This window comes from Nonomuraea sp. C10 (genome assembly GCF_008017515.1).
In the GTDB taxonomy this organism is placed as follows: domain Bacteria; phylum Actinomycetota; class Actinomycetes; order Streptosporangiales; family Streptosporangiaceae; genus Nonomuraea; species Nonomuraea ferruginea.
Map to the genome: position 1 here is coordinate 757757 of NZ_VPFF01000001.1, position 23373 is coordinate 781129.

Here is a 23373-nt window from a genome sequence, read left to right on the forward strand (position 1 = left end):
GGTTCCTCGTGTCAAGGAGGTAAATCAAATGACCATCGCCGGAAGCATCATCCTCATCATGCTCGGTGCGATCCTCACGTGGGCCGTCGAATTCGATCTCGCCGGTGTGGACATCAACGTCGTCGGCGTGATCATCATGCTCGGCGGACTGGTCGGATTGCTGTTCGCCCTCTACCGGATCAACGTCACGCGCAGGGCGGTCGGCCCGATCGAGGAGCCGGTCCACCGGCACGAGATCTACGAGGAGCCCGAGGCACGCAGGACGACCGTGTACGAGGAGCGTCGACACTACGACGAGCCGCCGCTCTAGGAGGTGAGCCGGACATGCCGGCCAGAGAGGAACTCCCGTCCACCATCCGCCGCTCCCCGAAGAAGGCGCAGGACACGTGGATGAAGGCGCACGACTCGGCCGTCGAGACGTACGGCGAGGGCAGGCGCGCCCACATGACGGCCTTCGCCGCGCTGAAGCACTCCTTCGAGAAGGTGGGAGACCACTGGGAGCCGAAGTCGAAGAAGGGGCCGTCGGACAAGGGCGCGACGGACCGTTCTGGACGCACGGCCGAGGGCGTCGACGCCAACGCCAGCAAGGAGCACCTGCGCGGCGTGGCCGCCGACCTGGACATCAGCGGCCGTTCGAAGATGAGCAAGCAGGAGCTCGTGGACGCCATCAAGAAGGCGAACAGGAAAGCGACCGCGAAGGCCCGCGGCTGATCCGCGCTCGCCGCGGCGGTACGGGCCGGCCACCGGAGACGGCGGCCGGCCCGTACGTGTCGTGAGGCCGGTCACCCGGGAGACGGCGGCCGGCCCTTCTCGGTGCTCACACCAGTCTGTTGACCGCCGCGACGATGGCGTGGCGGTCGATACGCGCGTCGGCGAGCTGCTCCCCGGGCGTGGCCGAGCCGGGCATGCCGTGCACGGCCAGCTTCACCACCCGCGGCCCCAGCTCGGACACCGCGTCCAGCACGGCGTCGCCCAGGCCGCCCTCCGGCCGATGGTCCTCCACCGTGATGAGGTTGCCGGTCGTGGTCGCCGCCTCGACCAGCACCGCCGTGTCGATCGGCTTGATCGAGTACATGTCCACCACGCCGACCTGGACGCCCTCGGCGGCCAGCGTCTCGGCGGCGGCCAGCGCCTCGTGCACGGTGATCCCGGCGGCCACGATCGTGGCCCGGTCCGACGGCGAACGGCGCAGCACGCACGAGCCGCCGATGGGGAAACGCTCGCCCCGCTGGTGGATGACCGGCGTCGCGCCGCGCGTGGTGCGCAGGTAGGACACCCCGGTCAGGTCCGCCATCTCCACGGTCAGGGCCGCGGCCTGGTTGGCGTCGCACGGGTAGAGCACGGTGCTGTCGTACACGGCCCGCATCATGGCCAGGTCCTCCAGCCCCATCTGGGACGGGCCGTCCTCGCCGATCGACACCCCGGCGTGCGAGCCGACCAGCCGGATCGGCGACCGGCTCACGCCCGCCATCCGGATGAAGTCGTACGCCCTGGTGAGGAAGGCGGCGAAGGTGGCCGCGTACGGGACCCAGCCGCGCACCGCCAGGCCCATGGCGGCGGCGACGAGCTGCTGCTCGGCGATGTACATCTCGAAGAACCGCTCGGGGAACGCCCGGCCGAACTCCTCGGTCTTGGTCGAGTCGGCCACCTCGCCGTCGAGCGCCACCACGTCGCCGCGGGCGGCGCCCAGCGCGGCCAGGGCCTCCCCGAACGCGCTCCTGGTCGCCACCTGGTCGCCGACCTTGTACTCGGGCAGCACCAGCTCGCCGCCCTCGAACCGGTACGGCTCGCCCGCGCGGTCCGGAGACCGGACCTCCACCCGCAGGTCGCGTTCGCCGCCGAGCTCCGCGACGGCGGGCTCCGGCTCCTTCAGCGGCTTGCCGTGCGCGCCCTCGCGGTCGGCCACCGCCCGCACGCCCTCGCCCTTGCGGGTCCTGGCCAGGATGGCGGTGGGCCGCCCGCGGACGCCGTGCGCCTCCTGGAACGCGTCGTCGATCGCGCCGGGGTCGTGCCCGTCGACCTCGATCGTGTGCCAGCCGAACGCGCCGAACCTGCGCGCGTACGCCCCGGTGTCCCAGCCGTGGCGGGTGGGGCCGCGCTGGCCCAGGCGGTTGACGTCCACGACCAGGGTCAGGTTGTCCAGCCCCGTGTCGCCGGCCTGCTCGGCCGCCTCCCAGATGGAGCCTTCGGCCAGCTCGCTGTCGCCGCACAACACCCACACGCGGTACGGCATGCGCTCCAGCCGGCCGGCCATCGCCACGCCGACCCCGACAGGCAGCCCCTGGCCGAGCGAGCCGGTGGCGACGTCGACCCAGGGCAGCCTGGGCGTCGGATGGCCCTCCATCCGGCTGCCGCGCTTCCTGAACCTCAGCAGTTCCCTGTCGGTGACCGCGCCGGCCGCCTTGAACAGTGAGTACAGCAGGGGCGACGCGTGGCCCTTGGAGAAGATGAGGTGGTCGTTCGCCGGGTTGCCCGGGTCCTCGAAGTCGTAACGCAGATGGTGGGCGAAGAGCACCGCCATCAGATCGGCGGCGGACATCGACGACGTGGGGTGGCCGGACCCCGCCTCGGCGGAGGCTCTCACCGAGTCGACGCGGAGCTGCGCGGCCAGCTCGCCGAGAAACCGCAGATCTCGTTCAGCCATGATTCCCTCCGATCGTTTCCGGGCGCCTACCCGTGGGGGATCGGGCGAATCGCGCTGCGATTCCCGGCCGGGCCGCTTGTTCCGGCCCATCCGGAACGGCCGAGAAGGGACCGCTCAGCGGGATTTCCGCATCAGGGCCGCCGCGCCCGCCGCCGCCGCGGCCGCCAGGGTGAGCATGACCGACCGGCGGTGCTGGGAGAGCCAGAGCTGCGGGCTGCGGTGGTGGCCGCGGTGGTGGCTGCGGTCGTCGAAGCCGCCGTGCGGGCCGTGGTCCTGATGCTCGTCGGCCGGCTCCCACAGGTTCGCGGCGCCGCTCGGGGGCTGCCCGTCGGTCTGCTGCGCCTGGACGCCGGTCCTGGCCAGGTAGCGGTCCACCAGCGCGGGGGCGGCGCGCTGGGCCAGGAGGGCGGCCGCGGTGGTGCCGCCGACCCAGTACTCCTTGCGTTCCGGGTGCGCGGCCGCGTACACGACGCCCCGGGCGGCCACCTCGGGCTGGTAGATCGGGGGCACCGGCTGGGGATGGCGGCGCAGCTTGGACAGCACCCAGTCGAACTGCGGCGTGTTCACCGCCGGGAGCTGGACCATCGTGACCCGGACATCGCTCCCTTCCGCGAGCAGCTCGGTGCGCAGGGACTCGGTGAAGCCCCTGATGGCGTGCTTGGCGCCGCAGTACGCCGACTGCAGGGGGACGGCCCGGTGCGCCAGGGCCGAGCCCGTCTGCACGATCGTGCCCCGGTTGCGTGGGCGCATCAGGTCCAGGGCGACCTTGGTGCCCCAGACGTAGCCCAGGTAGGTGACCGCGGTCGCGCGCTCGTACTCCTCGGGGGAGATGTCGGCGAACCGGGCGAACACCGAGGAGAACGCCGAGTTGATCCATACGTCGATGGGGCCCAGCTCGGCCTCGATCCGCTCGGCGGCCTTCCTGACCTGCTCGTAGTCGGCGACGTCCGCCTCGTAGACCTGGCCGACGCCGCCGGCCGCGCCGACGTCGACCGCCGCCGCGCCGAGGCCCGTGGTGCCCCGGGCGATGAGCGCCACCTTGGCGCCCTTCGCGCCGAGCTCGCGCACCACCGCCCTGCCTACCCCGCCGCTCGCGCCCGTGACGACGACCACCCTGTCCTGGAGGATGTGGGGAGCCATGGGCGAGTCAGCCGATCTCTCCGACGTCACTGTCCTTCTGCTTGCGTACGGCCCGCCAGATGTTGATCACCGTGAGAATCGCCAGGACGACGGTGATCCCGGTCATGATCCAGGCCTTCGCGATGAGGCTGAGCACGCACATCGCGAACAGGAACACCAGGATGAACGAGCCCACCCTGATGTGGACCACGTCCCGCGGCGTGGCGGGGACCATCGCATGGCCCTTCTTGTCCCTTGTCTCGACCCAATCCTTGTTGTCGCTCATGTAGCTGCACCTGCCCGAGCCGTTTGCCGCCTAACACGCCGGGTAGCGCGGCAGACGTGCCCGAGCTGCATCCCAGCGACCAGAACGAACCGGGGATCACCCGGCGCCGTCGAGGCCGCGGGTTCAGCTATCACGGACCCGGCGGCGAGACCGTCCGCGACCATGCGACGCTGGCCAGGATCAGGGCGCTGACGATCCCGCCGGCCTGGACCGACGTGTGGATCTGCGCCTCGCCCCACGGGCACCTGCAGGCGGTCGGCACCGACGCGGCCGGGCGCCGCCAGTACCGCTACCACGACCTGTGGCGGCAGCAGCAGGACGAGGCCAAGTTCGACCGGGTGCTGGAGCTGGCCGACCGGCTGCCCGCCTTCAGGAAGAGCGTCGACGAGCAGCTCAGGGGCCGCGGGCTGACCAAGGAACGGGTGCTGGCCGCCGCCGCGCGGCTGCTCGACATCGGCTTCTTCCGCGTCGGCGGCGAGAGCTACGACTCCTACGGCCTGGCCACGCTCCGGATGGAGCACGTCGTCTGCTCGCGCAACACGATCACCTGCTCGTACCCGGCCAAGGGCGACGTGCCGCGTGAGATCCAGGTGGCCGACCCCGGCGCCTGCCGGGTGGTCAGGTCGCTGAAGTCCCTGAGCGCCGAGGGGGAGCTGCTCCGCTACCGGGGCGAGAACGGCTGGGTGGACGTGCGCAGCGATGACATCAACGACTACCTGCGCGAGACCATCGGCGAGTTCACCGCCAAGGACTTCCGCACCTGGCACGCCACGGTGCTGGCCGCCGTCGGGCTGGCCGTCTCCCGCATGGCCGAGAGCGACACGGCCAGGAAGCGGGCCGTCACCCGGGTCATGCGGGAGGTCGCCGAGTATCTCGGCAACACCCCCGCCGTGGCGCGGGCATCGTACGTGGATCCGCGGGTGATCAGCGCGTACGAGGAGGACAAGACGATCGGTCAGGCGCTGACCGAGCTGGGAGCCGGCGTGGACCCGGGGAAGCTGGCCACGCACGGCAAGGTGGAACGAGCCGTCATCAACCTCCTTCGCACCGTTTGAGCGGTTCTTTGCCGGGCATGCGCGGCAGGGAGTATAGGGAGGGAAGCGATGGAAGCTCCGCAGTACGTCGCGGCCCGCGTCCAGGCGGCGCTGGCTGAGGACCGCCGCACGCATGAGCTCGGCATCCGTGTCGACGTGAGAGGCGATCAGCTTTTCCTGCGCGGCCAGGTGAGCGGGGCCGAGCAACGTGAACGGCTCGGCGAGGTGGCCAGGGAGGCCGCTCCCGACCTTCACGTGCACAACGAGATCAACGTCGTCGAGGTCGGCAGGCCAGGGGAGGTAGAGCATCTTGACTGAACTGCGCATCGCGGCCGTGGGAGACATCCACCTGGGTGAGGACGTGCGCGGCCAGTACCGCAAGAGCCTGGACGGCATCGGGGACCGCGCCGACATCCTCATGGTGGCCGGCGACCTGACCCGGCACGGCACGCTGGAGGAGGGCAGGGTGGTGGCCGACGAGCTGCGCGACCTGCCGATCCCGGTCGTGGCCGTGCTCGGCAACCACGACTACCACTCCGACATGCAGCACGAGATCGCCAGTGAGCTGCGCGACGCCGGCGTCATCGTGCTGAACGACGACAGCGCGGTCATCGAGTGCGACGGCACGCGGCTCGGCGTGGTCGGCGGCAAGGGCTTCGGCGGCGGGTTCGCGGGCAAGTGCGCGAGCGAGTTCGGCGAGCGCGAGACCAAGAACTTCGTCCGCCACACCCGGCTGATCGCGGAGTCCTGGCAGCACGCGCTGAAGGAGATCGACGCCGACCGCCGGGTGGTGCTGTCGCACTACTCTCCGATCAAGGAGACGCTGGAGGGCGAGCCGCTGGAGATCTACCCGTTCCTGGGCAGTTACCTGCTCGCCGAGGCGGTCGACACGGCGGGTGCCGACCTGATCCTGCACGGCCACGCGCACAGGGGCACCGAGAAGGGCATGACCTCCGGCGGCATCCGCGTGCGCAACGTCGCCCTGCCGGTGCTCGGCGCCGCGTACGCGGTCTACTGCCTGGCCGACGAGTAGCCGTTCATGGTGAAGCCCTTCCCGGTCATCCGGGAAGGGCTTCTTCGGCGTACAACTCCTTCTTCATTTATGGCAATTCATCGGGCCGGTGATAAACACCGGCCCGACGAACGAGCGTGTGGGGCGTCAGAACACGCCCTACACATTGAAGATGCTGACCCCACCGGGGCCGACCAGGAACCCGAGAACGATCAGGACGATCCCCCAGAGGAGATCGCGACGGGCCAGAATCACATAGATGCCGGCGATGACGAGAATTACCGCGATGATCCAGAGCAAAGTAGCCATGACACAGCCACTGCCCTCGTGGCGGGACCTTTAACATTCGATGTGCCGCCGATATTTTCCTCTTTCATGAGGCGGACCTGGCGAGCTTGGCGTACGCGAACTGCAGCCAGTCGGAGGCGGCCACCGCCGTCATCGCCGCTCCCACCAGCCTGGTCGCGCGCGGCGCGAACACCAGGCCGATGGCGTAACCCGTGGCCGCCCACTGGGCGATGCAGAACGGGCAGCTCACCAGCTCGCCGACCGTGTTGCGCGGCTCCTCCTTCAGCTCCGACGGCCCGCTCACGCCCTCGAACCGGGTGAACGGCGCCCTGATCGGGCTGGTGACCGGATCCTTGGCCAGGAGGCGGGCGAGCTTGTGCGTGCAGGCCGCCATCAGGGCCACGTCCATCGGCCCGATCCGCTCCGGCGGCCGCCTGCCGGTGAGCTTCGCCGCGACGGCCGCCGCCGCCACGACCGTCCCGTACACGCCGATGATGCGGGCGTAGGTGCCCAGGGGACGATCATGCTCGCCTTCGTACTCCTGCCCGGTCTTTTCCAGGTACTCCGTCATGGGGTCGCGGCTACCCTTCGGCCGTCGGTTCACGCGCCGGGACAGGCCTATTCGAAGGGCCTGAGGGTAGCCCGCTCTCATGAGCAGTCATAGTCATGAGGTCACTGACGCCATCCTTGACACGCTCAAACGGGCGAGCTCCGGTTTGAAGGACGCGGGCGTGAAATTCGCCTTGGCGGGAGGGTGCGCCGCGTACGCGCGCGGCGCGGCGCCGTCCCTGCACGACGTGGACTTCGTGGTCACCGAGCACGACGTGCCCGCGGCTCTGGAAGCGCTGCGGGGCATCGGTTTCCGGACGGCCAAGCCGCCCGAGGACTGGCTGGTCAAGGCGTACGACGACGGCAAGCTGGTGGATCTGATCTTCAAGGTGTCCGACCGCCCGGTCACTGACGAGTTGCTGAACCGGGCCGAGCCGATGAAGGCGTCGGCGGTGATCGTGCCCGTCCTGGAGGCCACGGACCTGGTGATCTCCTGGCTGATGCCGCTGTCGGAGCACGCCTGCGACTACGGCGCGCTGCTGCCCCAGGTCAGGGCGCTGCGGGAGCAGGTGGACTGGTCCAGGGTCGCGGCGGTGACCGGGTCCTCCCCGTACGCGGCCACGTTCCTGACCCTGCTCGAACGGCTGGCCGTGCTGGAGAAGCCGGTCGAGCCCGCGGGTGACACCTCCTGGCCGTGAGCCACGGGGAGACCGCCGTGGGCCGCGTCGCCGGGCGCGGCCTTTTCGATGTCCCCGGGCGGGCTCGCCGATTTCGGGATGAACGCTGCTTTCCGTCCCGGCTAAGGTGAGCCCGTGCCGCGATTGATCTGCTCCCCTCCTCCCGCCCGCTAGCGGGCGGCATTTCCTGATTTTCCGGGTCTGACCGATCCGGGGGTGGCTGCTGCCCGCATCCGGGCCCTTCTCCACCACTCCCATCCGGAGCGATCTGTCATGACCCAACTGTCCATCCGGCGTGCCACCGGGTACGTCGTCACGGCCGCGGCTGCGTGGGGCACCGGCGGCGCGGCGGGATCCCTGCTGTTCGCCGCGGGCGGCTTCGACGCCCTCGACGTCACCTTCTGGCGCTTCCTCCTCGGCGCCGCGTTCCTCCTGCCCCTGCTCGGCGGGGCGTCCTGGCGGCTGGACCGCCACGTGCTGGTCGTCGGCGCGGGCATGGCCGTCTACCAGGCGGCCTACTTCGCGGCCATCGCGCGTTCGGGGGTCGCGGTGGCCACCGTGATCACCATGGGCGCGACGCCCGTGTTCACCGCCCTCGGCGGGCGTCTTCTCCTCGGCGAGCGGCTCGGCCGGTCCGGCCTCGCCGCACTCCTGGCCGCCCTGACGGGACTCGCCCTCCTGATGGCGGGCTCCCCGGAGGCGCCGGGCGGCTCCGGGGCGGGGGGCGCGCTCGGCGGGGCCGGGTTCGCGCTGCTGTCGGCGTTCGGTTACGCCGGGGTGACGTTGTTGTCACGGCGGCTCGGCACGGCGGAGGAGCCGGGGGACCCGCTGGCCACCGCCGCGGCCGGGTTCCTCGTGGGGGCCGCGTGCGTGCTGCCGTTCGCGCTGGCCGGCGGGGTGCTGCCCCGGCTGAGCTGGGAGAGCGCGGCGCTGCTCGCGTTCCTCGGCGCGGTGCCCACCGCGCTGGCCTACGGGCTGTTCTTCCGCGCGCTCACCGCGCTGAGCGCCACCACCGTCGCCATCGTCTCCCTGGGCGAGGCCGCCTTCGCGGCCCTGATCGGGGTGGCGTTGCTAGGTGAACGGCCCGGCCCCGCGGGCTGGGCCGGATGCGCGTTGCTGCTGCTGGCCGGGGTGTTCCCGGCCCGGCGGGCACGGGGCTAGCGGACGGGCGAGTGCGGTCCGTCGTATGGGTTAAGGTCCGTACGGCGGACCGCTGCGCCCCGGCGCGAGGGAACGGCGCCGGCGAAGCGCGCGTTGGAGGAACTGTGGCCTCGATAACAGGAATCGTCAGGAACCTTCTGGACCGCCCCGGAGGGGCGAACCTGAGCCCCTACCGGAAGGTCGTCAAGGCCGCCGCCGGGCACGCCGACCGCCTCAAGACGCTCGACGAGCTGCCCCGGCCCGACATGAGCGACCTGGCCGCGTTCTGCGCCGTCGCCAGGGAGGCGGCCGACCGCACCCTCGGGCTCCGCCCGTACGACGTGCAGTTGCTCGGCACGCTCGCGCTGCTCGACGGCAAGGTCGCGGAGATGGCCACCGGCGAGGGCAAGACGCTCTCCGGCGCCATGGCGGCCGCGGGCTACGCCCTGAAGGGCAGGCGGGTGCACGTCATGTCCGTCAACGACTACCTCGCCAGGCGCGACGCCGAGTGGATGGCCCCCTTCTACGAGGCCATGGGGGTCACCGTCGGCTGGCTCGACCAGAACTCCACGCCCGCCGAGCGGCGCGAGGCGTACGCGAAGGACATCACCTACGGGCCGGTCAGCGAGATCGGCTTCGACGTGCTGCGCGACCGGCTGCGCACCGACGCGAGCGAGCTGATCGTGCCGGAGCCGGAGGTGGCGCTGGTCGACGAGGCCGACTCGGTCCTGGTCGACGAGGCCAGGGTGCCGCTGGTGATGGCCGGCTCGTCCGACGCCGGCAACACCGTGCCCGAGATGGCGGTGCTGGTCCGCACACTCGTCCGCGGCTACCACTACGAGATCGACGAGCAGGCCCGCAACGTCTACCTGACGCCCAAAGGCGCCGAGACCGTCGAGAAGCGGCTGGACGTCGAGCTCTACGACCAGGACGAGCCCGGCACGCTGATCGAGCTCAACCTCGCCCTGCACGCCCACGCCCTGCTCACCCGTGACGTCGACTACATCGTGCGCGACGGCAAGGTGCAGCTCATCAACCCGTCGCGCGGCCGGGTGGCGGTGCTGCAGCGCTGGCCGAACGGTCTGCAGGCGGCGGTCGAGGCCAAGGAGGCGCTGCCCGCCAGCGACAAGGGCGAGATCCTCGACTCGATCACCATCCAGGGCCTGATCAGGCGCTACCCGCGGGTGTGCGGCATGACCGGCACCGCCGTCGCGGTGCACGAGCAGCTCGGCGAGTTCTACGGGCTGAAGGTCGCGGTGATCCCGCCGAACCGGCCGTGCGTCAGGGAGGACGAGCCCGACCGGATCTACCCGACGGTGCCGGAGAAGGAGTCGGCGCTGGTCGAGGAGATCCAGCGGGTGCACGAAACCGGCAGGCCCATCCTCATCGGCACGCTCGACGTGGCCGAGTCGGAGAACCTCGCCGACCTGCTGCGCCGCCGCGGCCTCGAACCGGTGGTGCTCAACGCCAAGAACGACGCGGAAGAGGCCGCCATCATCGCCAGGGCGGGCGAGCGCGACGCGATCACCGTGTCCACCCAGATGGCCGGCCGCGGCACCGACATCCGTCTCGGCGAGGGCGTCGCTGAGCTGGGCGGCCTGTACGTGATCGGCTCCGGCCGCCACGCCAGCAGCCGCCTGGACGACCAGCTCCGCGGCCGGGCGGGCCGGCAGGGCGACCCGGGCGGCTCCGTGTTCTTCGTCGGCCTGGAGGACGAGCTGGTCACCCAGTTCGCGCCCGACGAGCGGCCGCCCGCCGCCGACCCCGACGGCCTGGTGCGCCACCGCCGCGCCGACTACATCGTCGGTCACGCCCAGCGCATCGCCGAGGGCGTCAACCTGCAGATCCACCGCAACACCTGGCGTTACACCCGGCTGCTCGAACAGCAGCGCGAGCTCATCCTGGAGTGGCGCGACAAGGTGCTCCACACCGACTCGGCGGCCCGCGCGCTGGCCGCGGCCCACCCCGAGGAGTGGGCGGCGGCGCCGGAGGACACCCGCGAGGAGACGGCCCGCCAGATCGTGCTGCACGCCATCGACACCTGCTGGACCGAGCACCTCGCGTTCCTGCACGACCTGCGCGAGGGCATCCACCTGCGGGCGCTGGGCCGGATGAGCCCGATCGACGAGTTCCAGCGGGAGGCGGTGGCCGAATACAAGACGCTGCAGGCGGAGATCGAGCGGCGCTCGCTGGAGGCGTTCCAGGCCCCCGAGCCCGACCTGAAGCGCCCCGAGGCCACCTGGACCTACCTGGTGCAGGACAACCCGTTCGGCACCGAGTGGGACCGCATCCTCAAGCGGATCAAGGGCGGCCCCGCCCGTACCTGACAGCAGATGGCAGGTATGCCTGGAAGGCTGCGGAGCATGACGACGAAAGCGAAGCTCCTCGCCACGACCATCGACTGCGCGGAGCCGAAGAAGCTGGCGGAGTTCTACCACCAGCTGACCGGCCTGCCCATCCAGTACTCGGAGGACGAGTACGCCGCCGTGGGCGACGGCACGACCAACATCTACTTCGGCAGGGTCCCCGACCGCGAGCCCGTCCCGTGGCCCAGCCCCGCCAAGCAGTTCCACTTCGACTTCCGGGTGCCCGACGTGGAGAAGGCCGTCGAGGAGTACGTCGCGCTGGGCGCCACCAGGCCGGAGTTCCAGCCGGGCGTCACCGACGAGGGCGTGGGCTGGATCGTGATGCAGGACCCGGAGGGCCACGCGTTCTGCGTCTGCCCAGAGAAGTCCTGAACCCGGAGGGCCAGATCGCGGCCCCCTTAAGGGGAAGAATGGCCTAAAGGATGATTCGGGGCTGGCGCGTACCCTCTAAGCTGGGGCAATGCTCCAAGGATCTCCTCCCCACCGAGCACGCCCATGACCTGGATCGGCGTGCTCATCGCGCTGGCGGGCGCTCTCGGATACGCGCTGGGGGCGGCGCTGCAGCAGTACGAAGCCGTGGCCGAGGGCGCGTCGCTCAGGCTGATGCGGCGCCCCCGATGGTGGATCGGCGGCGTCATCGGGTTCACCGGCGCGTGCCTCCACGCGGTCGCGCTGAGCTTCGCGCCGCTGGTGGCGGTCCAGCCGATCAGCGTGGCGACGCTGGTGTTCGCGGTGCCGCTGGCCGCCTTCATGTACGGTCGCAAACCGTACAAGGCGGAGATCTTCGGCTCTATCGCGGTGGCGGTGGGCCTGCTCTGGCTGATGATGCTGGTGCCCCACCAGGACGTCACGCCCCGGCTGAGCGACGGGGCCGCGCTCGGGTTCATCGGCGTGATCACGCTGATCGCGCTGGCCACGCAGGTCGCCGCCGCCCGGGTGCGCGGGCCGGTCAGGGCGATGCTGCTGGCGATCGGCGCGGGCGCGGTCACGGCCAGCGTCTCGACGTTCGTCCGGGTGGTGGGGGGCGGCCTGGAGGGCGACCTCGGGCGGCTGGTCCACTGGTTCACGCTCGCCATCCCGGTGCTGCTGATCTTCGCGGTGGTGCTGCTGCAGCGCTCCTACGCGGTCGGCTACTTCGGCATCGCCTACGCGGGCGTGCAGGTGGTCGACCCGATCACGTCGGTGATGGCCGGCGCGCTGCTGCTCGGCGAGTCGTTGCCGACCAGCCCGTCCACCGCGATCCCCGCCGTGTGCGCGGCGGCGCTGACCATCGCCGGCACGATCACGCTCGGCCGTCTCGCACCCGATCACTCCCGGCCGGCGCCGGTGGCCGCCACCGCAGAACCCCGTCCATTTGCCGCAGCATCAGATCTGGCGTGACCCGCGTGGCCAGCGACATGCCCAGGTCGCGCAGGGCCACGGCGAGCGGGTTGCGCAGCTTGGTCGTCCGGCAGATGCTCATGGCCTTGCGCACGATCCCGGCGGTGCGGCTCAGTCTGGCCTCGGTGTAGGCGGCCAGGTCGCCCCCGGCGAGGTGGGCGAGCACGACCGCGTCCTCGATCGACTGGCAGGCGCCCTGGCCCAGGTGGGGCGTCATCGCATGGGCCGCGTCGCCCAGCAGCGCCACCCGCCCCGCGTGCATCGCGGGCAGCGGCTCGCGCAGGTAGTAGAGGTCGTTGCGCAGGACGTGGGCCGGGTCGGCGGTGCGCAGCAGCTCGGGGATCGGCTCGTGCCAGCCGCCGAACCTGCGCACCAGCTCCGCCCTCTCGTCACCGGCGGCGCCGCCTGCGGGCGCGACGTCGGTGGCGTAGAAGTACACCGTCATCTCGTCCAGCGGGTGCGCGCCGAACACCAGCCCCCGGCCCCAGGTCTCGCTGTTGCGCGGCGTCGCGGCCGGCATGGGCGCCAGGCCGCGCCAGGCCGTCACCCCCGAGTAGACCGGCCCGGGATGGCCGGGGAAGAGCGCCCGGCGGGTCGGGGAGTGGATGCCGTCGGCGGCCACGACCAGGTCGCCGGTGAACTCGCCGGCGTCCGTCCGCACGGTGCCCGTGGCGGCGTCCACGCCGGTGACCGTGGTGCCGAGGCGTAGCCGGTCGGGCCCGAGCGACTCGGCCAGCAGGTCCACCAGCTGGGCGCGGAGCAGCACCACGGCCGTCCGGTCGCCGTAGCGCTCCTCGGCCGCGCTGCCGCTGGTGTGGGTGAGCCAGCGGCCGTCGGGCCTGCGGATCCCGATCTGCCCCTGCATCCTGGCGCGCGCCCGCACCGGGTCGCCGAGTCCTACGGTGTCGAGGGCGCGCAGCGCGTTGACCGCTATGGCCAGCCCGGAGCCGACCGGTTCGAGCTTCGGCGTCCGCTCCAGGACGGTGACGTCCCATCCCTTGCGGTCCAGGGCGACACCCGCGGTCAGCCCTCCGATGCCGCCACCGATGACGATCGCTTTCATGTCCATCCCCCTCACTACTTCTGTAGTGGCAACATACTACGCCCGTAGTTTGGACTACAAGCGTAGTATCGGGGTCCGTGAAGCGATCCGAGGCCGTGGCGGAGGCGGCGATCACCCTGCTGGCCGAGCGGGGCATGCGCGGGCTGACCCATCGGGCGGTCGACGAGGCCGCCGGGCTGCCGCCCGGGTCCACGTCCAACGTGGCCCGCACCCGCGCCGCGCTCCTGGAGCTCACCCTGTCGCGGCTCACCGACCTGGAGGAGCGGCTGTTCTCCGGGGCGATGGGCGACGGGCCGCCGCCGGGCGCCGACCTGACCGAGTTGCTCGCCGGAGTGCTGACGGCCCAGCTGCGCGACCGGCGGCGCACGCTGGCCCGCTACGAGCTGGCGCTGGAGGCGACCAGGCGGCCGGAGCTGCGGGAGATCTACGACCGGGCGGGCCGCCGGTTCCGCGATCCCGCCGTCGCCCTGCTCGCCGCCGCGGGCTCGCGTGATCCGGTACGGCACGGCCGCCAGCTCGTGGCGTTCGCCGAGGGCGTCATGTTCGACGTCATCGCCGGCGCGGGCGCCGAGCCGTCGCCGGACGACCTGCGGGCCGGCGTGCGGGATCTGCTGAGAGGCATGCTCGCCGACCAGGGCGACGGCCGGAGCGACGCCGGCCGGAGCCGGCGGCGGGGTTGACACCGGGACGGCGGCGGGGCGGGTGTCAGCCGGTGAGGCGGGCGCGGTGGGACGGCCATTCGTCGTCGAGGATGCCGAAGCAGGCCGTGTCGCGCCAGGTGCCGTCCGGCCTGCGGCGGTGGCGGCGGAGCGTGCCCTCGTGCAGCCCGCCGATCCGCTTGATGGCGGCCTGGGAGCGCAGGTTGAGCGCGTCGGTCTTGAGCAGCACCCGGTTGTGGCCGAGCTTGTCGAAGGCGTGGTCGAGGAGCAGGAGCTTGCAGGAGGTGTTCACGGCCGAGCGCCAGTGGGCGCGGCCGTACCAGGTCCAGCCGATCTCGACGCTCTCGTCGAACCCCGGCACGTCGCAGTAGGCGGTCCAGCCGACCGCCCGCCCGGTCTCCTTGAGCAGCACGGCCAGCGGCACGTGCCTGTCGTCCTCGATCAGCGACCGGGCGGCCGCCGCCAGCTCCTCCTCGGCGCGCGGGGTGGCGATCGGCATCCACCGCCACACCTCGTCGTCACCGCCGCCCGCGGCGAACAGGTCCGGCACGTGGCCGGGGGAGAGGGGTTCCAGCCGGACGACGTCGTTCTCCAGCGTCACGGGTGCGGGAAGGTGTGCGGTCATGGCGGTGACCTTACGGGGGACCGGTCCGTACGGGAGAGAGCCACCTGGCGGGTTTTGGCGGAGACCACTGTCGACAGCCATACCGGCCGGTCGGTAGGCTCCCGGCATGGACTTCGCTTTCGACAGCGTCACCGAAGACCTTCGCCGGCGCCTGCTGCAGTTCATGGACGAGTGCGTCTACCCGGCCGAGCCCGCCTTCGAGGAGCAGGCCAAGGCCAGCGGCTGGGGCGTCCCGCCGCTCGTCGAGGACCTGAAGGACGAGGCGAGGAAGCGTGGCCTGTGGAACCTGTTCCTGCCCGGTGACCACGGCGCCGGGCTGACCAACCTCCAGTACGCGCCGCTCGCGGAGATCATGGGCCGCAGCCCGCGGCTGGCGCCTGTGGCGACCAACTGCGCCGCGCCCGACACCGGCAACATGGAGGTGCTCTCCATGTTCGGCAGCGAGTGGCAGCGCAAGGAGTGGCTGCGCCCGCTGCTCGACGGCGAGATCCGCTCGGCGTTCGCGATGACCGAGCCCGACGTGGCCTCCTCCGACGCCACCAACATCGCCACCTCGATCGTCCGTGACGGCGGCGAGTACGTCATCAACGGCCGCAAGTGGTTCACCTCCGGCGCGATGAACCCCAACTGCAAGATCTTCATCGTGATGGGCAAGACCGACCCAGAGGCGCCCAAGCACCGCCAGCAGAGCATGATCCTGGTGCCCCGCGACACCCCCGGCATGGACATCCGGCGCGGCATGAGCGTCTTCGGCTACGACGACGCCGACCACGGCGGGCACGCCGAGATCCTCTTCGAGGACGTCCGCGTCCCGGCGGAGAACCTCGTCGGGGAGGAGGGCGGCGGCTTCGCCATCGCCCAGGCCAGGCTCGGCCCCGGCCGGATCCACCACTGCATGCGCCTGATCGGCATGGCCGAGCGGGCCGTCGAGCTGATGTGCGGCAGGGCGCTGGCCAGGACCACGTTCGGCAAGCCGATCGCCCGGCAGGGCGTGGTGCAGGACTGGATCGCCGAGTCCCGCATCAAGATCGAGCAACTGCGCCTGCTCGTGCTGAAGACCGCCTGGCTCATGGACACCGTCGGCAACCAGGGCGCCCACACCGAGATCCAGGCCATCAAGATCTCCACCCCGATCACCGTGGAGTGGATCCTCGACAAGGCCATCCAGGTGCACGGCGCGGGCGGTGTCTCCCAGGACTTCCCGCTGGCCGGGCTCTGGGCCGGGGCCCGGTCGCTGCGCCTGGCCGACGGGCCGGACGAGGTGCACAAGCGGTCGCTGGCCTACCGCGAGCTCAAGAAGCACATGTGATCCCCCGACGACAGGAGCTGGAGTGGACGAAGCACGGCTCAAGGAACGCGTCGCCGCGTTCCTGAGTGAGAACGACCCGGCAGGCGACCGGCTGGAGTTCCTGCGCGCCAGGTTCGACGCCGGCCTGGCCTGGGTCTGGTTCCCCGAAGGGCTCGGCGGTCTCGGGCTCTCCCGTGACATGCAGGCGGTCGTGGAGCGGGAGCTGGCCGGCACCCCGCAGATCGACGGCGGCGTGCAGGGCATCGGCCTGGGCATGGCCGCGCCCACCATCCTCGCCTTCGGCACCGAGGAGCAGAAGCGGCGCTTCCTGCGGCCGCTGTGGACCGGCGAGGAGATCTGGTGCCAGCTCTTCAGCGAGCCCGGCGCCGGCTCCGACCTGGCCACGCTCGCCACCCGGGCGGTCCGGGACGGCGACGAGTGGGTGGTCGACGGGCAGAAGGTGTGGACGTCGGGCGCCCACCACGCCCGCTGGGCCATCCTGGTCACCCGCACCGACCCCGGCGTGCCCAAGCACCGCGGCCTGACGTACTTCGTCTGCGACATGCAGGCGCCCGGCGTCGACGTCCGGCCGCTGCGGCAGATCACCGGCGAGGCCGAGTTCAACGAGGTCTTCCTGACCGGCGTCCGGCTCGCCGACGACCTGCGGCTGGGCGCGGTCGGCGACGGCTGGCGGGTCGCGCAGACGACGCTGATGAACGAGCGGGTGGCCATCGGCGGCGGCGGTGGCGCCCGCGGCGGCGGCATGGTGGGCGGCGTGCTGCGCTCCTGGCGGGAGCACCCCGAGCTGCGCACCCACGACCTGCACCAGCGGCTGCTGTCGCTCTGGGTGGAGGCCGAGGTGACCCGCCTGTCGGGCGCCAGGCTGCGCGAGCAGCTCGCCGCCGGCCAGCCGGGGCCCGAGGGGTCCGGCATGAAGCTGTCGTTCGCCAAGCTCAACCAGGCGCTGACCGGCCTGGAGATGGAGTTCCTGCGCGACCTCGGCTACGACGACTACGCCTTCCGCCGCTCCGAGACCGTCGACTTCTACGGCCGCGGCCCCGGCTACCGCTACCTGCGCGCCAAGGGCAACTCGATCGAGGGCGGCACCTCGGAGATCCTGCGCAACATCATCTCCGAACGGGTGCTCGGCCTGCCCTCGGAACCCCGCATCGACAAGGACGTGCCCTGGAAGGACCTGCCGCGATGAGCCTGCTGTATTCCGAGGTCGAGGAGGAGCTCCGGGCCGCCGTGCGCGACCTGCTCGCCGACCGCTGCCCGCCGTCGGCGGTGCTCAAGCGCGCCGAGTCGCGGCCGTACGACCCGGACCTGTGGAAGACGCTGGCCGGGGAGATCGGCGTGGCCGGGCTGATCGTCCCCGAGGAGTACGGCGGCGCGGGCGCGTCCGCCAGCGAGGCCGCCGTCGTGCTGGAGGAGCTGGGCCGCGGCATCGCGCCGGTGCCGTTCTTCACCAGCTCGGTGCTGGCCACCCGCGCGCTCGTCCAGGCGGGGGCGGGCGAGCTGCTCGAACGGCTGGCCGACGGGCGCTCGACGGCCGCGCTGGCGGTGTCGTTCGCCGCGTCCCCGTACCGGCCCGACCGCGGCGCGTCGGTGCGGCACTCGGGCGGGACGCTGTCCGGCACGGTCACCGGCGTCGCCGGGGCCGACGTGGCCGACGTGCTGCTCGTCCCGGTCGAGGGCGACCTGTATCACGTGGAGGGCGCCGAGGTGCGGGCGGAGACCTCGTTCGACCTCACCCGGCCCGTCTCCACCGTCACGTTCGACGGCGCGGGCGCCACCCGCGTGGGCGACGTGGACCTGGTGGCCGTCCTGCGGTTCGGCGCCGGGCTGCTGGCCTCCGAGCAGTACGGGGTCGCGCAGTGGTGCCTGGACACCACGCTGGCCTACGTCAAGGAGCGTCACCAGTTCGCCCGGCCGGTCGGCTCCTTCCAGTCGATCAAGCACCGGCTGGCCGACCTGTGGCTGGACGTGGTGCGCGCCCGCGCCGCCGCCCGCAACGCCGTCACCGAGGACACGCCGGTCGCGGCCGCCGTGGCCCAGGCGTGGAACGCGGGCGTGGCCGTACGCGCCGCGGAGGAGGCGCTGCAGTTGCACGGCGGGATCGGCATGACCTGGGAGCACCCGCTGCACCTGTATCTCAAGCGCGCCAAGTCCGCGGAGGTCGCGCTCGGCACGCCGGGCGACCACCGGGAGGCGCTGGCCTCACTCGCCGGGGTGCCCGGCCCCGAGTGAGGTCAGCAGCAGGTCGGCGAAGTGCTCGCCCACCTGGGCACCGGTCAGCGGCCCGTCCGCGTGGAACCAGGTGCCCAGGTGGTGCACCGAGCCGAAGAAGTAGTCGACGACCAGCTCGGCCGGCACCCGGTCGCTGAACACGCCCTCGCGCTGGCCCTCCAGCACCAGGTCGCGGAAGCGCTCGTGGTAGCGGCGGCGCTCGGCCCGCACGGTCTTGCGGGTCTCGGGGGCGAGCAGGTGCATCGAGCGGAAGAAGATCTTGGAGTCGTCGAGGTTGTCCGTCGTGGTCTCCACCACGTCGGCCGCCGCCCGGTGCAGCCGCTCCACGACCGTGCCGCCGCTGTCGGCGATCTGCGTCAGGCGCTGCATCTGCATGCGCAGGACCCTGGCGTAGATCTCGTGCAGCAGGTCGTCCTTGGAGTCGAAGTAGTGGTACATGGCGCCCTTGGTGACGCCCGCCGCGACGACGATCTCCTGCACCGAGGTGCTCTCGAAGCCCTGCTCGGCGAAGAGCCTGGTGGCCTCGCCGAGGAGCCGCTGGCGTACCGGTTCATCTTTCACGGGGCAAGCATACCGACTGGTCGGTTGAGCGTCTTGATTGTGGCCCTGGAGGTACCAATTACGTCACCTTAGGCTCGCCTTGCTTCGGCATGGGGTATCTCTTAGTTCGGCGAGGGATCTTCGGCGTAGCAGATCCTGTGGTTTCACGACATCTTCATTCGGGGAGTTTGCCGTGCCCGGTGGCTCTATCTACGTGCAGCAGGACGAGAAATTCACAGGATCGTCTCCGCAGTGGTGGTACGAGAAGTTCTGGCGGGAGGGAGCCCAGAGCAGGCGCCGCTCCCGCATGGTCAAGGCGGCGGTGGGAGCCGTCGCCGGGTTCGCGATCGCGCTCCGGTTCGCCCTTCCGGCGCCCGTCCTCTACGCCGTCGCGCTCGGCGGCGTCGTCGCGGGCATCGACTGGTGGCTCGACTGGCGCGCGTTCCGGGCCACCGCGGTCTGGCGGGGCAGGCGGCGCGGCGAGGCCATCACGGGCCGGCTGCTGCGGCGCTCACTCGGCAGGCAGGGCTATCGCGTGCTCGACGGCCGCGCCATCAGGGACCAGGCGTCCATCGACCACCTGGTGATCGGGCCGGGCGGGGTGTGGATCGTCGACAACGAGTCGTGGAGCCCCGACACCGAGATCGCCTCCTACAACGGGCGGCTGTTCTTCGGCGAGAAGTACGGCACGAAGACGGCCAAGCCGCTGTGCGACGCCGCGCAGGCGTTCGCCGAGCTGCTCGGCCGCGAGACCGGCATCCAGATCTCCATCAGCCCGCTGATGGCCGTCCACTGCGGCATGCTGCCGCGCGGCGGCTCGCTCACGGCCGAGGGCGTCACCTTCCTCAAGCCGCGCCTGGTGGCCAGGCACATCAAGGCCAACCAGAAGGCCCTGCTGGACGCCGCGCAGATCGAGCTGCTGGCCCGCACCGCCGCCCGCGAGCTGCAGCGCGTCTGACCCGCCGCCGGCGACGGGTCAGGCGATGTCCTCGATGAACGCGGTCAGCTGGGCCACGTTCCTGCACTCGTGCATCGGCACCACCGTGCCGTAGTCGGTGGCGATCGAGTCGCCGGTGTCCCACTGGCGGCGCGGCTCCGGGTTCAGCCAGTACGCGTGGCGGGCCTGGCCGGCCAGCGACTTCAGCACCTCCAGGGCGGGCGGCTGGTAGTTGGAGCGGGCGTCGCCCAGGATGAGCAGGGAGCTCTTCGGGCCGATCGCGTCGCCGTAACGCTCGGCGAACGTCTCCAGCGCGTGACCGTAGTTGGTGCGGCCGAAGCGCACCATGTCGGCCTCGGTCGCCAGCCGGCTCATCGCGTCCAGCACGTCGGCGCCGGGCTGGAAGAACCGGGTGATCTCGTCCACGGTGTCCACGAACCCGAACGCCCGCACCTTCGTGAACTGCTCCCGCAGCGCGTACGTGAGCAGCAGCGTGAAGTGCGCGAACGACGACACCGAGTCGCTGGTGTCGCAGAGGATGACCAGCTCGGGCTTGTGCGGCCGGGGCGGCTTGAAATGGGTGTCCATCGGCACGCCGCCGCTCTGCAGCGAGGCCCGCACGGTGCGGCGGAAGTCCAGCCGCCCGCGCCTGCCCTTCCTGTGCTTGATCGTCAGCCGCGCGGCCAGCCTGCGGGCCAGCGGATGGATTTCGCGGCGCAGCCGGGCCAGGTCGGCCTTGGTGACGCGGAGGAAGTCGAGCTGGTCGAGCGGCGGCCGCACGGCCGAGCGGGCGATCTTCTCGATCCCGGAGTCCTCGGCGATGCGGCGGCGCACGTCGGCGGAGACCGCCTCCTCGAACCGCCTGATGCCCGAGTTCACCCGCTGCCGGGCGGTCTTCTCGGCCAGCCCGCCGCGCTCCTGCCCGGCCAGCACCTCGCGCAGGATGCCGGCCATGAGCGTCTCGGGCGACAGGGCGCGCAGCACGCTGTAGGAGAACCAGTTCTGCCGCCCCGGCCGCGCCTCCTGCCTGCCGAAACGGCCCACCATGGCCCGCGCGAACGCGCGCAGTTCGCTCTCCGTGCCGTCCATCAGCAGCCCGGCCAGGTGCTCGCGCAGCTCGGGGACCGGGGCCTGGTCCAGGTCGACGTCCTCACGCTGCCGCAGGCCGCTCGTCGTCGGCGGGAACCACAGGTCGAACAGCACGTCGAAGCCGGGCCGGTTGGCCGGCTTCTTCACCAGCGTGGCCGCGTACGCCTCGCGCAGCGACTCCCTCTCGACCAGGTCGATCACCTGTAGCGCCCGCGCCGCGTCCAGCCCTTCGGCCAGCGACACGGGCAGCCCGGCGTCCCGCAGCGCGTGCACGAATCCGATGTGCCTGTCGACGAGCGACATCAGGCCAGCCCGAGTTCCTTGACGGCACGCTCGTGGTCGGAGTTGTGCTTGAGCACCACGCCCAAGGTCTCCGCCACCGTCTCCTCGTCCAGGTCGCCCCGCCCGAGCGCCAGCAGCGTGTGGGCCCAGTCGACGGTCTCGGCCACCGACGGCGCCTTCTTCAGCTCCAGCGCGCGCAGCGTCGCCACCGTGCGGGCGAGCTGCTCGGCCACGCCGGCGGGGAGCGACGGCACCTGCGCGAGCACGATGTCGCGCTCGCGTTCGGGTGTCGGGTACTCGATGTGCAGGTAGAGGCAGCGCCGCTTGAGCGCCTCCGACAGCTCGCGGGTGGCGTTCGAGGTCAGCACCACGTACGGCCTGCGCCTGGCGACGATCGTGCCCAGCTCCGGGATCGTCACCTGGAAGTCGGACAGCAGCTCCAGCAGCAGGCCCTCGACCTCGACGTCGGCCTTGTCCATCTCGTCGATGAGCAGCACGGTCGGCTCCTCGGCCCTGATGGCCTTGAGCAGCGGCCGCTCCAGCAGGAACTCCTCGGTGAAGATGTCGTCGTCGGCGCTGGTGGCCTGGATCCGCAGCAGCTGCTTCTTGTAGTTCCACTCGTACAGCGCCCGCGCCTCGTCCAGGCCCTCGTAGCACTGGAGCCTGACCAGGGCGGACCCGGTGGCCTGGGCGACGGCCTTGGCCAGCTGGGTCTTGCCGACGCCCGCGGGGCCCTCCACGAGCAGCGGCTTGCCGAGTGCGGCGGCCAGGAACACCGAGGTGGAGATGGCGTCGTCGGAGAGATAGTCGACGGCGGTGAGCCGCTCGGTCACGTCGGCGGGGGATGCGAACATCGATGCTCCTGTCTGGTGGCCGAACTTTATTCTAGCCGGAGATGTCCGCGTCCAACCGATTCGACCAGCATGCGAATCGCCGGTATATTCATCCCCGCAAGCGCCGCTAGCTCAGTTGGTCAGAGCAGCTGACTCTTAATCAGCGGGTCCGGGGTTCGAGTCCCTGGCGGCGTACTCGACGGGAAAGCCCCGGCTCACCATGGTGGGCCGGGGCTTTCCGCTTGTCGTCGTCTCAGCGGCCGTGCAGGCGGAGGAAGTCGTCCAGGCTCCGGTGGTAGAAGGCGAGGTCCTTCTCCAGCTTGGCCCTGGTGACCCGGTCGGGCTCCGACGCGCGCAGCGACCTGCCCGTCTCCGTCCAGAACTCCTCCGATTCGAGCTCGGCGGCGCCGTCGGGGAAGAACTTCAGTGCCTCCTCCAGGGCCTCGGCGGCGAACCGCCAGCCCGACGCCACCTCGTCGTGCTTGCGGGCGTCCGAGGGGTCGGCGGCGGAGTACAGCGCGCCCTCCATCGCCCGGCGCGCGTACGTGGTCGCGATGAGCACCCACTGGCCGGGGTCGATCAGCTCCGACACCCCGGCGCCGAACACCAGGTCCCGCTCCCTCGCCCGCGCCTCGGACTCGCGGGGCACGAGCACCTCCGCCCCGCCGAGGCGCACCACCCAGCCGTCCGCCGTCTCCTGGGTGGTCGCGTCGCGCGAGCCGCCGGCCAGGTCGAGGTACACGTACGCCTCCACGAGCGTGCGGGCGCGCTTCCGCTCAGGCATACCGCTCCACCAGCCCCTGGTAGGTGTCCCGCACGACCAGCAGCCGGTCGAGCTGGAACCGGCCCGGCTCCTGCGCCCGCATCCGCTGCCCCCGCTCCGACCAGAACCCGTCGTCGGGCACCTCGTCCGCGCCCGGCGGCACGAACTTGACCACCTCCGCCACGGCCGCCGCCGCGACCCGCAGCGTGCGCTCCGCCTCGGCCGGGTCGTCCGTCGGCACGTTGCCCGCCGACAGGTCGGCCACCCACATCCACTCGCCCGCGTCGAGCAGCTCCGACGGCTCCTCCCCGCCGAACGTCGGATAACCGGCGGGCATCAGGGGCCGCTCCGGCAGGCCGAACACGTACTCCCGGGGTGTCCCGCACGCCTCGCACGTGCCGTGGTAGCGGTTGACCAGCCCGCCGTCCACGCTGACCAGCCCGCTCTGCCAGGAGGTTTCCACCGACCCGCAGGCGCACGGGTGCAGATCGAGATAGAGGTGGGCCTCGTCCCTCGTCCTCGCCACCGCGAACGTCATGACCGTCCTCT

General features: G+C 71.5%; 27 protein-coding genes and 1 tRNA gene. 16 read left to right on the forward strand and 12 right to left on the reverse strand.

Annotation, left to right across the window (positions count from 1 at the left end; translation table 11 throughout):
* Positions 1 to 28: 28 nt before the first annotated feature.
* Positions 29 to 310 (forward strand): DUF6458 family protein, encoded by a 282-nt coding sequence (locus FR742_RS03540; RefSeq protein WP_148029578.1) that lies wholly within the window; start codon positions 29 to 31, stop codon positions 308 to 310.
* Positions 311 to 324: 14 nt separating this feature from the next.
* Positions 325 to 711 carry a ChaB family protein gene (locus FR742_RS03545; RefSeq protein WP_148029579.1) on the forward strand — a complete coding sequence of 129 codons (387 nt, stop codon included), beginning with the start codon at positions 325 to 327 and terminating at the stop codon, positions 709 to 711.
* A 106-nt stretch (positions 712 to 817) separates the two neighbouring features.
* Here the strand turns inward: FR742_RS03545 and FR742_RS03550 are convergent, their stop codons facing one another.
* From FR742_RS03550 to FR742_RS03560, 3 genes are all read right to left on the reverse strand, one after another.
* Positions 818 to 2644 carry a transketolase gene (locus FR742_RS03550; RefSeq protein ID WP_148029580.1) on the reverse strand — a complete coding sequence of 609 codons (1827 nt, stop codon included), beginning with the start codon at positions 2642 to 2644 and terminating at the stop codon, positions 818 to 820.
* A 114-nt stretch (positions 2645 to 2758) separates the two neighbouring features.
* The gene (locus FR742_RS03555) at positions 2759 to 3784 is read right to left on the reverse strand and encodes an SDR family oxidoreductase (protein WP_148029581.1); all 1026 of its coding nucleotides are present in this window, start codon (positions 3782 to 3784) and stop codon (positions 2759 to 2761) included.
* A gap of 7 nt (positions 3785 to 3791) precedes the next feature.
* Positions 3792 to 4049: a hypothetical protein gene (locus FR742_RS03560; protein ID WP_148029582.1), complete on the reverse strand. Its 258-nt coding sequence runs from the start codon at positions 4047 to 4049 to the stop codon at positions 3792 to 3794.
* Between the two features lie 56 nt (positions 4050 to 4105).
* Here FR742_RS03560 and FR742_RS03565 point away from each other — a divergent pair, with 56 nt between their 5' ends.
* The 3 genes from FR742_RS03565 to FR742_RS03575 are packed head-to-tail and all read left to right on the forward strand — an operon-like array spanning position 4106 to position 6116.
* The gene (locus FR742_RS03565) at positions 4106 to 5104 is read left to right on the forward strand and encodes a DNA topoisomerase IB (protein WP_261808341.1); all 999 of its coding nucleotides are present in this window, start codon (positions 4106 to 4108) and stop codon (positions 5102 to 5104) included.
* Between the two features lie 48 nt (positions 5105 to 5152).
* On the forward strand, positions 5153 to 5401 hold the full coding sequence (locus FR742_RS03570; RefSeq protein ID WP_148029583.1) for a BON domain-containing protein: 249 nt from the start codon (positions 5153 to 5155) through the stop codon (positions 5399 to 5401).
* On the forward strand, positions 5394 to 6116 hold the full coding sequence (locus FR742_RS03575) for a metallophosphoesterase (RefSeq protein WP_219543759.1): 723 nt from the start codon (positions 5394 to 5396) through the stop codon (positions 6114 to 6116). The genes FR742_RS03570 and FR742_RS03575 overlap by 8 nt, the downstream gene beginning before the upstream one ends.
* A gap of 138 nt (positions 6117 to 6254) precedes the next feature.
* Here FR742_RS03575 and FR742_RS44270 read toward each other — a convergent pair whose 3' ends face one another.
* Entirely contained in the window at positions 6255 to 6404 is a 150-nt protein-coding gene (locus tag FR742_RS44270; protein ID WP_020543887.1) for a GPGG-motif small membrane protein, read from the reverse strand.
* A 64-nt stretch (positions 6405 to 6468) separates the two neighbouring features.
* A complete protein-coding gene (locus FR742_RS03580; protein WP_148029584.1) occupies positions 6469 to 6954 on the reverse strand; it encodes a DUF1360 domain-containing protein in 486 nt (161 codons plus the stop codon).
* A gap of 79 nt (positions 6955 to 7033) precedes the next feature.
* Here FR742_RS03580 and FR742_RS03585 point away from each other — a divergent pair, with 79 nt between their 5' ends.
* The 5 genes from FR742_RS03585 (at position 7034) to FR742_RS03605 (ending at position 12495) form a co-directional block, all read left to right on the forward strand.
* The gene (locus tag FR742_RS03585; protein ID WP_148029585.1) at positions 7034 to 7630 is read left to right on the forward strand and encodes a nucleotidyltransferase; all 597 of its coding nucleotides are present in this window, start codon (positions 7034 to 7036) and stop codon (positions 7628 to 7630) included.
* 252 nt (positions 7631 to 7882) lie between these two features.
* A complete protein-coding gene (locus tag FR742_RS03590; RefSeq protein WP_148029586.1) occupies positions 7883 to 8770 on the forward strand; it encodes a DMT family transporter in 888 nt (295 codons plus the stop codon).
* Positions 8771 to 8874: 104 nt separating this feature from the next.
* On the forward strand, positions 8875 to 11076 hold the full coding sequence (gene secA2, locus FR742_RS03595; protein ID WP_396989215.1) for an accessory Sec system translocase SecA2: 2202 nt from the start codon (positions 8875 to 8877) through the stop codon (positions 11074 to 11076).
* A 36-nt stretch (positions 11077 to 11112) separates the two neighbouring features.
* Entirely contained in the window at positions 11113 to 11487 is a 375-nt protein-coding gene (locus FR742_RS03600) for a VOC family protein (protein WP_148029587.1), read from the forward strand.
* A 123-nt stretch (positions 11488 to 11610) separates the two neighbouring features.
* Positions 11611 to 12495, forward strand: coding sequence for a DMT family transporter (locus FR742_RS03605; RefSeq protein ID WP_148029588.1), 885 nt, complete (start codon positions 11611 to 11613; stop codon positions 12493 to 12495).
* Here FR742_RS03605 and FR742_RS03610 read toward each other — a convergent pair.
* Positions 12398 to 13558 (reverse strand): FAD-dependent monooxygenase, encoded by a 1161-nt coding sequence (locus FR742_RS03610; protein WP_148029589.1) that lies wholly within the window; start codon positions 13556 to 13558, stop codon positions 12398 to 12400. The genes FR742_RS03605 and FR742_RS03610 overlap by 98 nt on opposite strands.
* Before the next feature lie 77 nt (positions 13559 to 13635).
* Here FR742_RS03610 and FR742_RS03615 point away from each other — a divergent pair, with 77 nt between their 5' ends.
* A complete protein-coding gene (locus FR742_RS03615) occupies positions 13636 to 14238 on the forward strand; it encodes a TetR/AcrR family transcriptional regulator (RefSeq protein WP_261808342.1) in 603 nt (200 codons plus the stop codon).
* Positions 14239 to 14263: 25 nt separating this feature from the next.
* Here FR742_RS03615 and FR742_RS03620 read toward each other — a convergent pair whose 3' ends face one another.
* A complete protein-coding gene (locus FR742_RS03620; RefSeq protein WP_148029590.1) occupies positions 14264 to 14842 on the reverse strand; it encodes a GNAT family N-acetyltransferase in 579 nt (192 codons plus the stop codon).
* A gap of 106 nt (positions 14843 to 14948) precedes the next feature.
* Here FR742_RS03620 and FR742_RS03625 point away from each other — a divergent pair, with 106 nt between their 5' ends.
* From FR742_RS03625 to FR742_RS03635, 3 genes are read left to right on the forward strand one after another with little or no spacing between them, the layout of a single operon-like run.
* Entirely contained in the window at positions 14949 to 16151 is a 1203-nt protein-coding gene (locus FR742_RS03625) for an acyl-CoA dehydrogenase family protein (RefSeq protein ID WP_148029591.1), read from the forward strand.
* A gap of 22 nt (positions 16152 to 16173) precedes the next feature.
* Positions 16174 to 17337: an acyl-CoA dehydrogenase family protein gene (locus FR742_RS03630; RefSeq protein WP_148029592.1), complete on the forward strand. Its 1164-nt coding sequence runs from the start codon at positions 16174 to 16176 to the stop codon at positions 17335 to 17337.
* Positions 17334 to 18380, forward strand: a complete 1047-nt coding sequence (locus FR742_RS03635) for an acyl-CoA dehydrogenase family protein (protein WP_148029593.1) — start codon at positions 17334 to 17336, stop codon at positions 18378 to 18380. The genes FR742_RS03630 and FR742_RS03635 overlap by 4 nt, the downstream gene beginning before the upstream one ends.
* On the opposite strand, the gene FR742_RS03640 is transcribed toward FR742_RS03635, so the two are convergent.
* Entirely contained in the window at positions 18351 to 18941 is a 591-nt protein-coding gene (locus FR742_RS03640) for a TetR/AcrR family transcriptional regulator (protein WP_148029594.1), read from the reverse strand. The two genes, FR742_RS03635 and FR742_RS03640, sit on opposite strands and share 30 nt — an antisense overlap.
* Before the next feature lie 172 nt (positions 18942 to 19113).
* Here FR742_RS03640 and FR742_RS03645 point away from each other — a divergent pair, with 172 nt between their 5' ends.
* A complete protein-coding gene (locus tag FR742_RS03645; protein WP_148029595.1) occupies positions 19114 to 19878 on the forward strand; it encodes a nuclease-related domain-containing protein in 765 nt (254 codons plus the stop codon).
* A gap of 18 nt (positions 19879 to 19896) precedes the next feature.
* Here the strand turns inward: FR742_RS03645 and FR742_RS03650 are convergent, their stop codons facing one another.
* Both FR742_RS03650 and FR742_RS03655 read right to left on the reverse strand, forming a co-directional pair.
* Entirely contained in the window at positions 19897 to 21249 is a 1353-nt protein-coding gene (locus tag FR742_RS03650; RefSeq protein WP_148029596.1) for a VWA domain-containing protein, read from the reverse strand.
* Positions 21249 to 22082: a MoxR family ATPase gene (locus tag FR742_RS03655; protein WP_148029597.1), complete on the reverse strand. Its 834-nt coding sequence runs from the start codon at positions 22080 to 22082 to the stop codon at positions 21249 to 21251. The genes FR742_RS03650 and FR742_RS03655 overlap by 1 nt, the downstream gene beginning before the upstream one ends.
* A gap of 100 nt (positions 22083 to 22182) precedes the next feature.
* Here FR742_RS03655 and FR742_RS03660 point away from each other — a divergent pair.
* Positions 22183 to 22256, forward strand: a tRNA-Lys gene (locus tag FR742_RS03660).
* Positions 22257 to 22314: 58 nt separating this feature from the next.
* Here the strand turns inward: FR742_RS03660 and FR742_RS03665 are convergent.
* The gene (locus FR742_RS03665; protein ID WP_148029598.1) at positions 22315 to 22845 is read right to left on the reverse strand and encodes a hypothetical protein; all 531 of its coding nucleotides are present in this window, start codon (positions 22843 to 22845) and stop codon (positions 22315 to 22317) included.
* On the reverse strand, positions 22838 to 23362 hold the full coding sequence (locus FR742_RS03670) for a hypothetical protein (protein ID WP_148029599.1): 525 nt from the start codon (positions 23360 to 23362) through the stop codon (positions 22838 to 22840). Before FR742_RS03670 ends, FR742_RS03665 begins: the two co-directional genes overlap by 8 nt.
* Positions 23363 to 23373: the final 11 nt, after the last annotated feature.

Bases quoted from the DNA above. Each gene is read 5' to 3' on its own strand.
- FR742_RS03540 (WP_148029578.1), top strand. From the start codon at position 29: ATGACCATCGCCGGAAGCATCATCCTCATCATGCTCGGTGCGATCCTC.
- FR742_RS03545 (WP_148029579.1), top strand. From the start codon at position 325: ATGCCGGCCAGAGAGGAACTCCCGTCCACCATCCGCCGCTCCCCGAAG.
- FR742_RS03550 (WP_148029580.1), bottom strand. From the start codon at position 2,644: ATGGCTGAACGAGATCTGCGGTTTCTCGGCGAGCTGGCCGCGCAGCTC.
- FR742_RS03555 (WP_148029581.1), bottom strand. From the start codon at position 3,784: ATGGCTCCCCACATCCTCCAGGACAGGGTGGTCGTCGTCACGGGCGCG.
- FR742_RS03560 (WP_148029582.1), bottom strand. From the start codon at position 4,049: ATGAGCGACAACAAGGATTGGGTCGAGACAAGGGACAAGAAGGGCCAT.
- FR742_RS03570 (WP_148029583.1), top strand. From the start codon at position 5,153: ATGGAAGCTCCGCAGTACGTCGCGGCCCGCGTCCAGGCGGCGCTGGCT.
- FR742_RS44270 (WP_020543887.1), bottom strand. From the start codon at position 6,404: ATGGCTACTTTGCTCTGGATCATCGCGGTAATTCTCGTCATCGCCGGC.
- FR742_RS03580 (WP_148029584.1), bottom strand. From the start codon at position 6,954: ATGACGGAGTACCTGGAAAAGACCGGGCAGGAGTACGAAGGCGAGCAT.
- FR742_RS03585 (WP_148029585.1), top strand. From the start codon at position 7,034: ATGAGCAGTCATAGTCATGAGGTCACTGACGCCATCCTTGACACGCTC.
- FR742_RS03590 (WP_148029586.1), top strand. From the start codon at position 7,883: ATGACCCAACTGTCCATCCGGCGTGCCACCGGGTACGTCGTCACGGCC.
- FR742_RS03600 (WP_148029587.1), top strand. From the start codon at position 11,113: ATGACGACGAAAGCGAAGCTCCTCGCCACGACCATCGACTGCGCGGAG.
- FR742_RS03605 (WP_148029588.1), top strand. From the start codon at position 11,611: ATGACCTGGATCGGCGTGCTCATCGCGCTGGCGGGCGCTCTCGGATAC.
- FR742_RS03610 (WP_148029589.1), bottom strand. From the start codon at position 13,558: ATGAAAGCGATCGTCATCGGTGGCGGCATCGGAGGGCTGACCGCGGGT.
- FR742_RS03620 (WP_148029590.1), bottom strand. From the start codon at position 14,842: ATGACCGCACACCTTCCCGCACCCGTGACGCTGGAGAACGACGTCGTC.
- FR742_RS03625 (WP_148029591.1), top strand. From the start codon at position 14,949: ATGGACTTCGCTTTCGACAGCGTCACCGAAGACCTTCGCCGGCGCCTG.
- FR742_RS03635 (WP_148029593.1), top strand. From the start codon at position 17,334: ATGAGCCTGCTGTATTCCGAGGTCGAGGAGGAGCTCCGGGCCGCCGTG.
- FR742_RS03650 (WP_148029596.1), bottom strand. From the start codon at position 21,249: ATGTCGCTCGTCGACAGGCACATCGGATTCGTGCACGCGCTGCGGGAC.
- FR742_RS03655 (WP_148029597.1), bottom strand. From the start codon at position 22,082: ATGTTCGCATCCCCCGCCGACGTGACCGAGCGGCTCACCGCCGTCGAC.
- FR742_RS03665 (WP_148029598.1), bottom strand. From the start codon at position 22,845: ATGCCTGAGCGGAAGCGCGCCCGCACGCTCGTGGAGGCGTACGTGTAC.
- FR742_RS03670 (WP_148029599.1), bottom strand. From the start codon at position 23,362: ATGACGTTCGCGGTGGCGAGGACGAGGGACGAGGCCCACCTCTATCTC.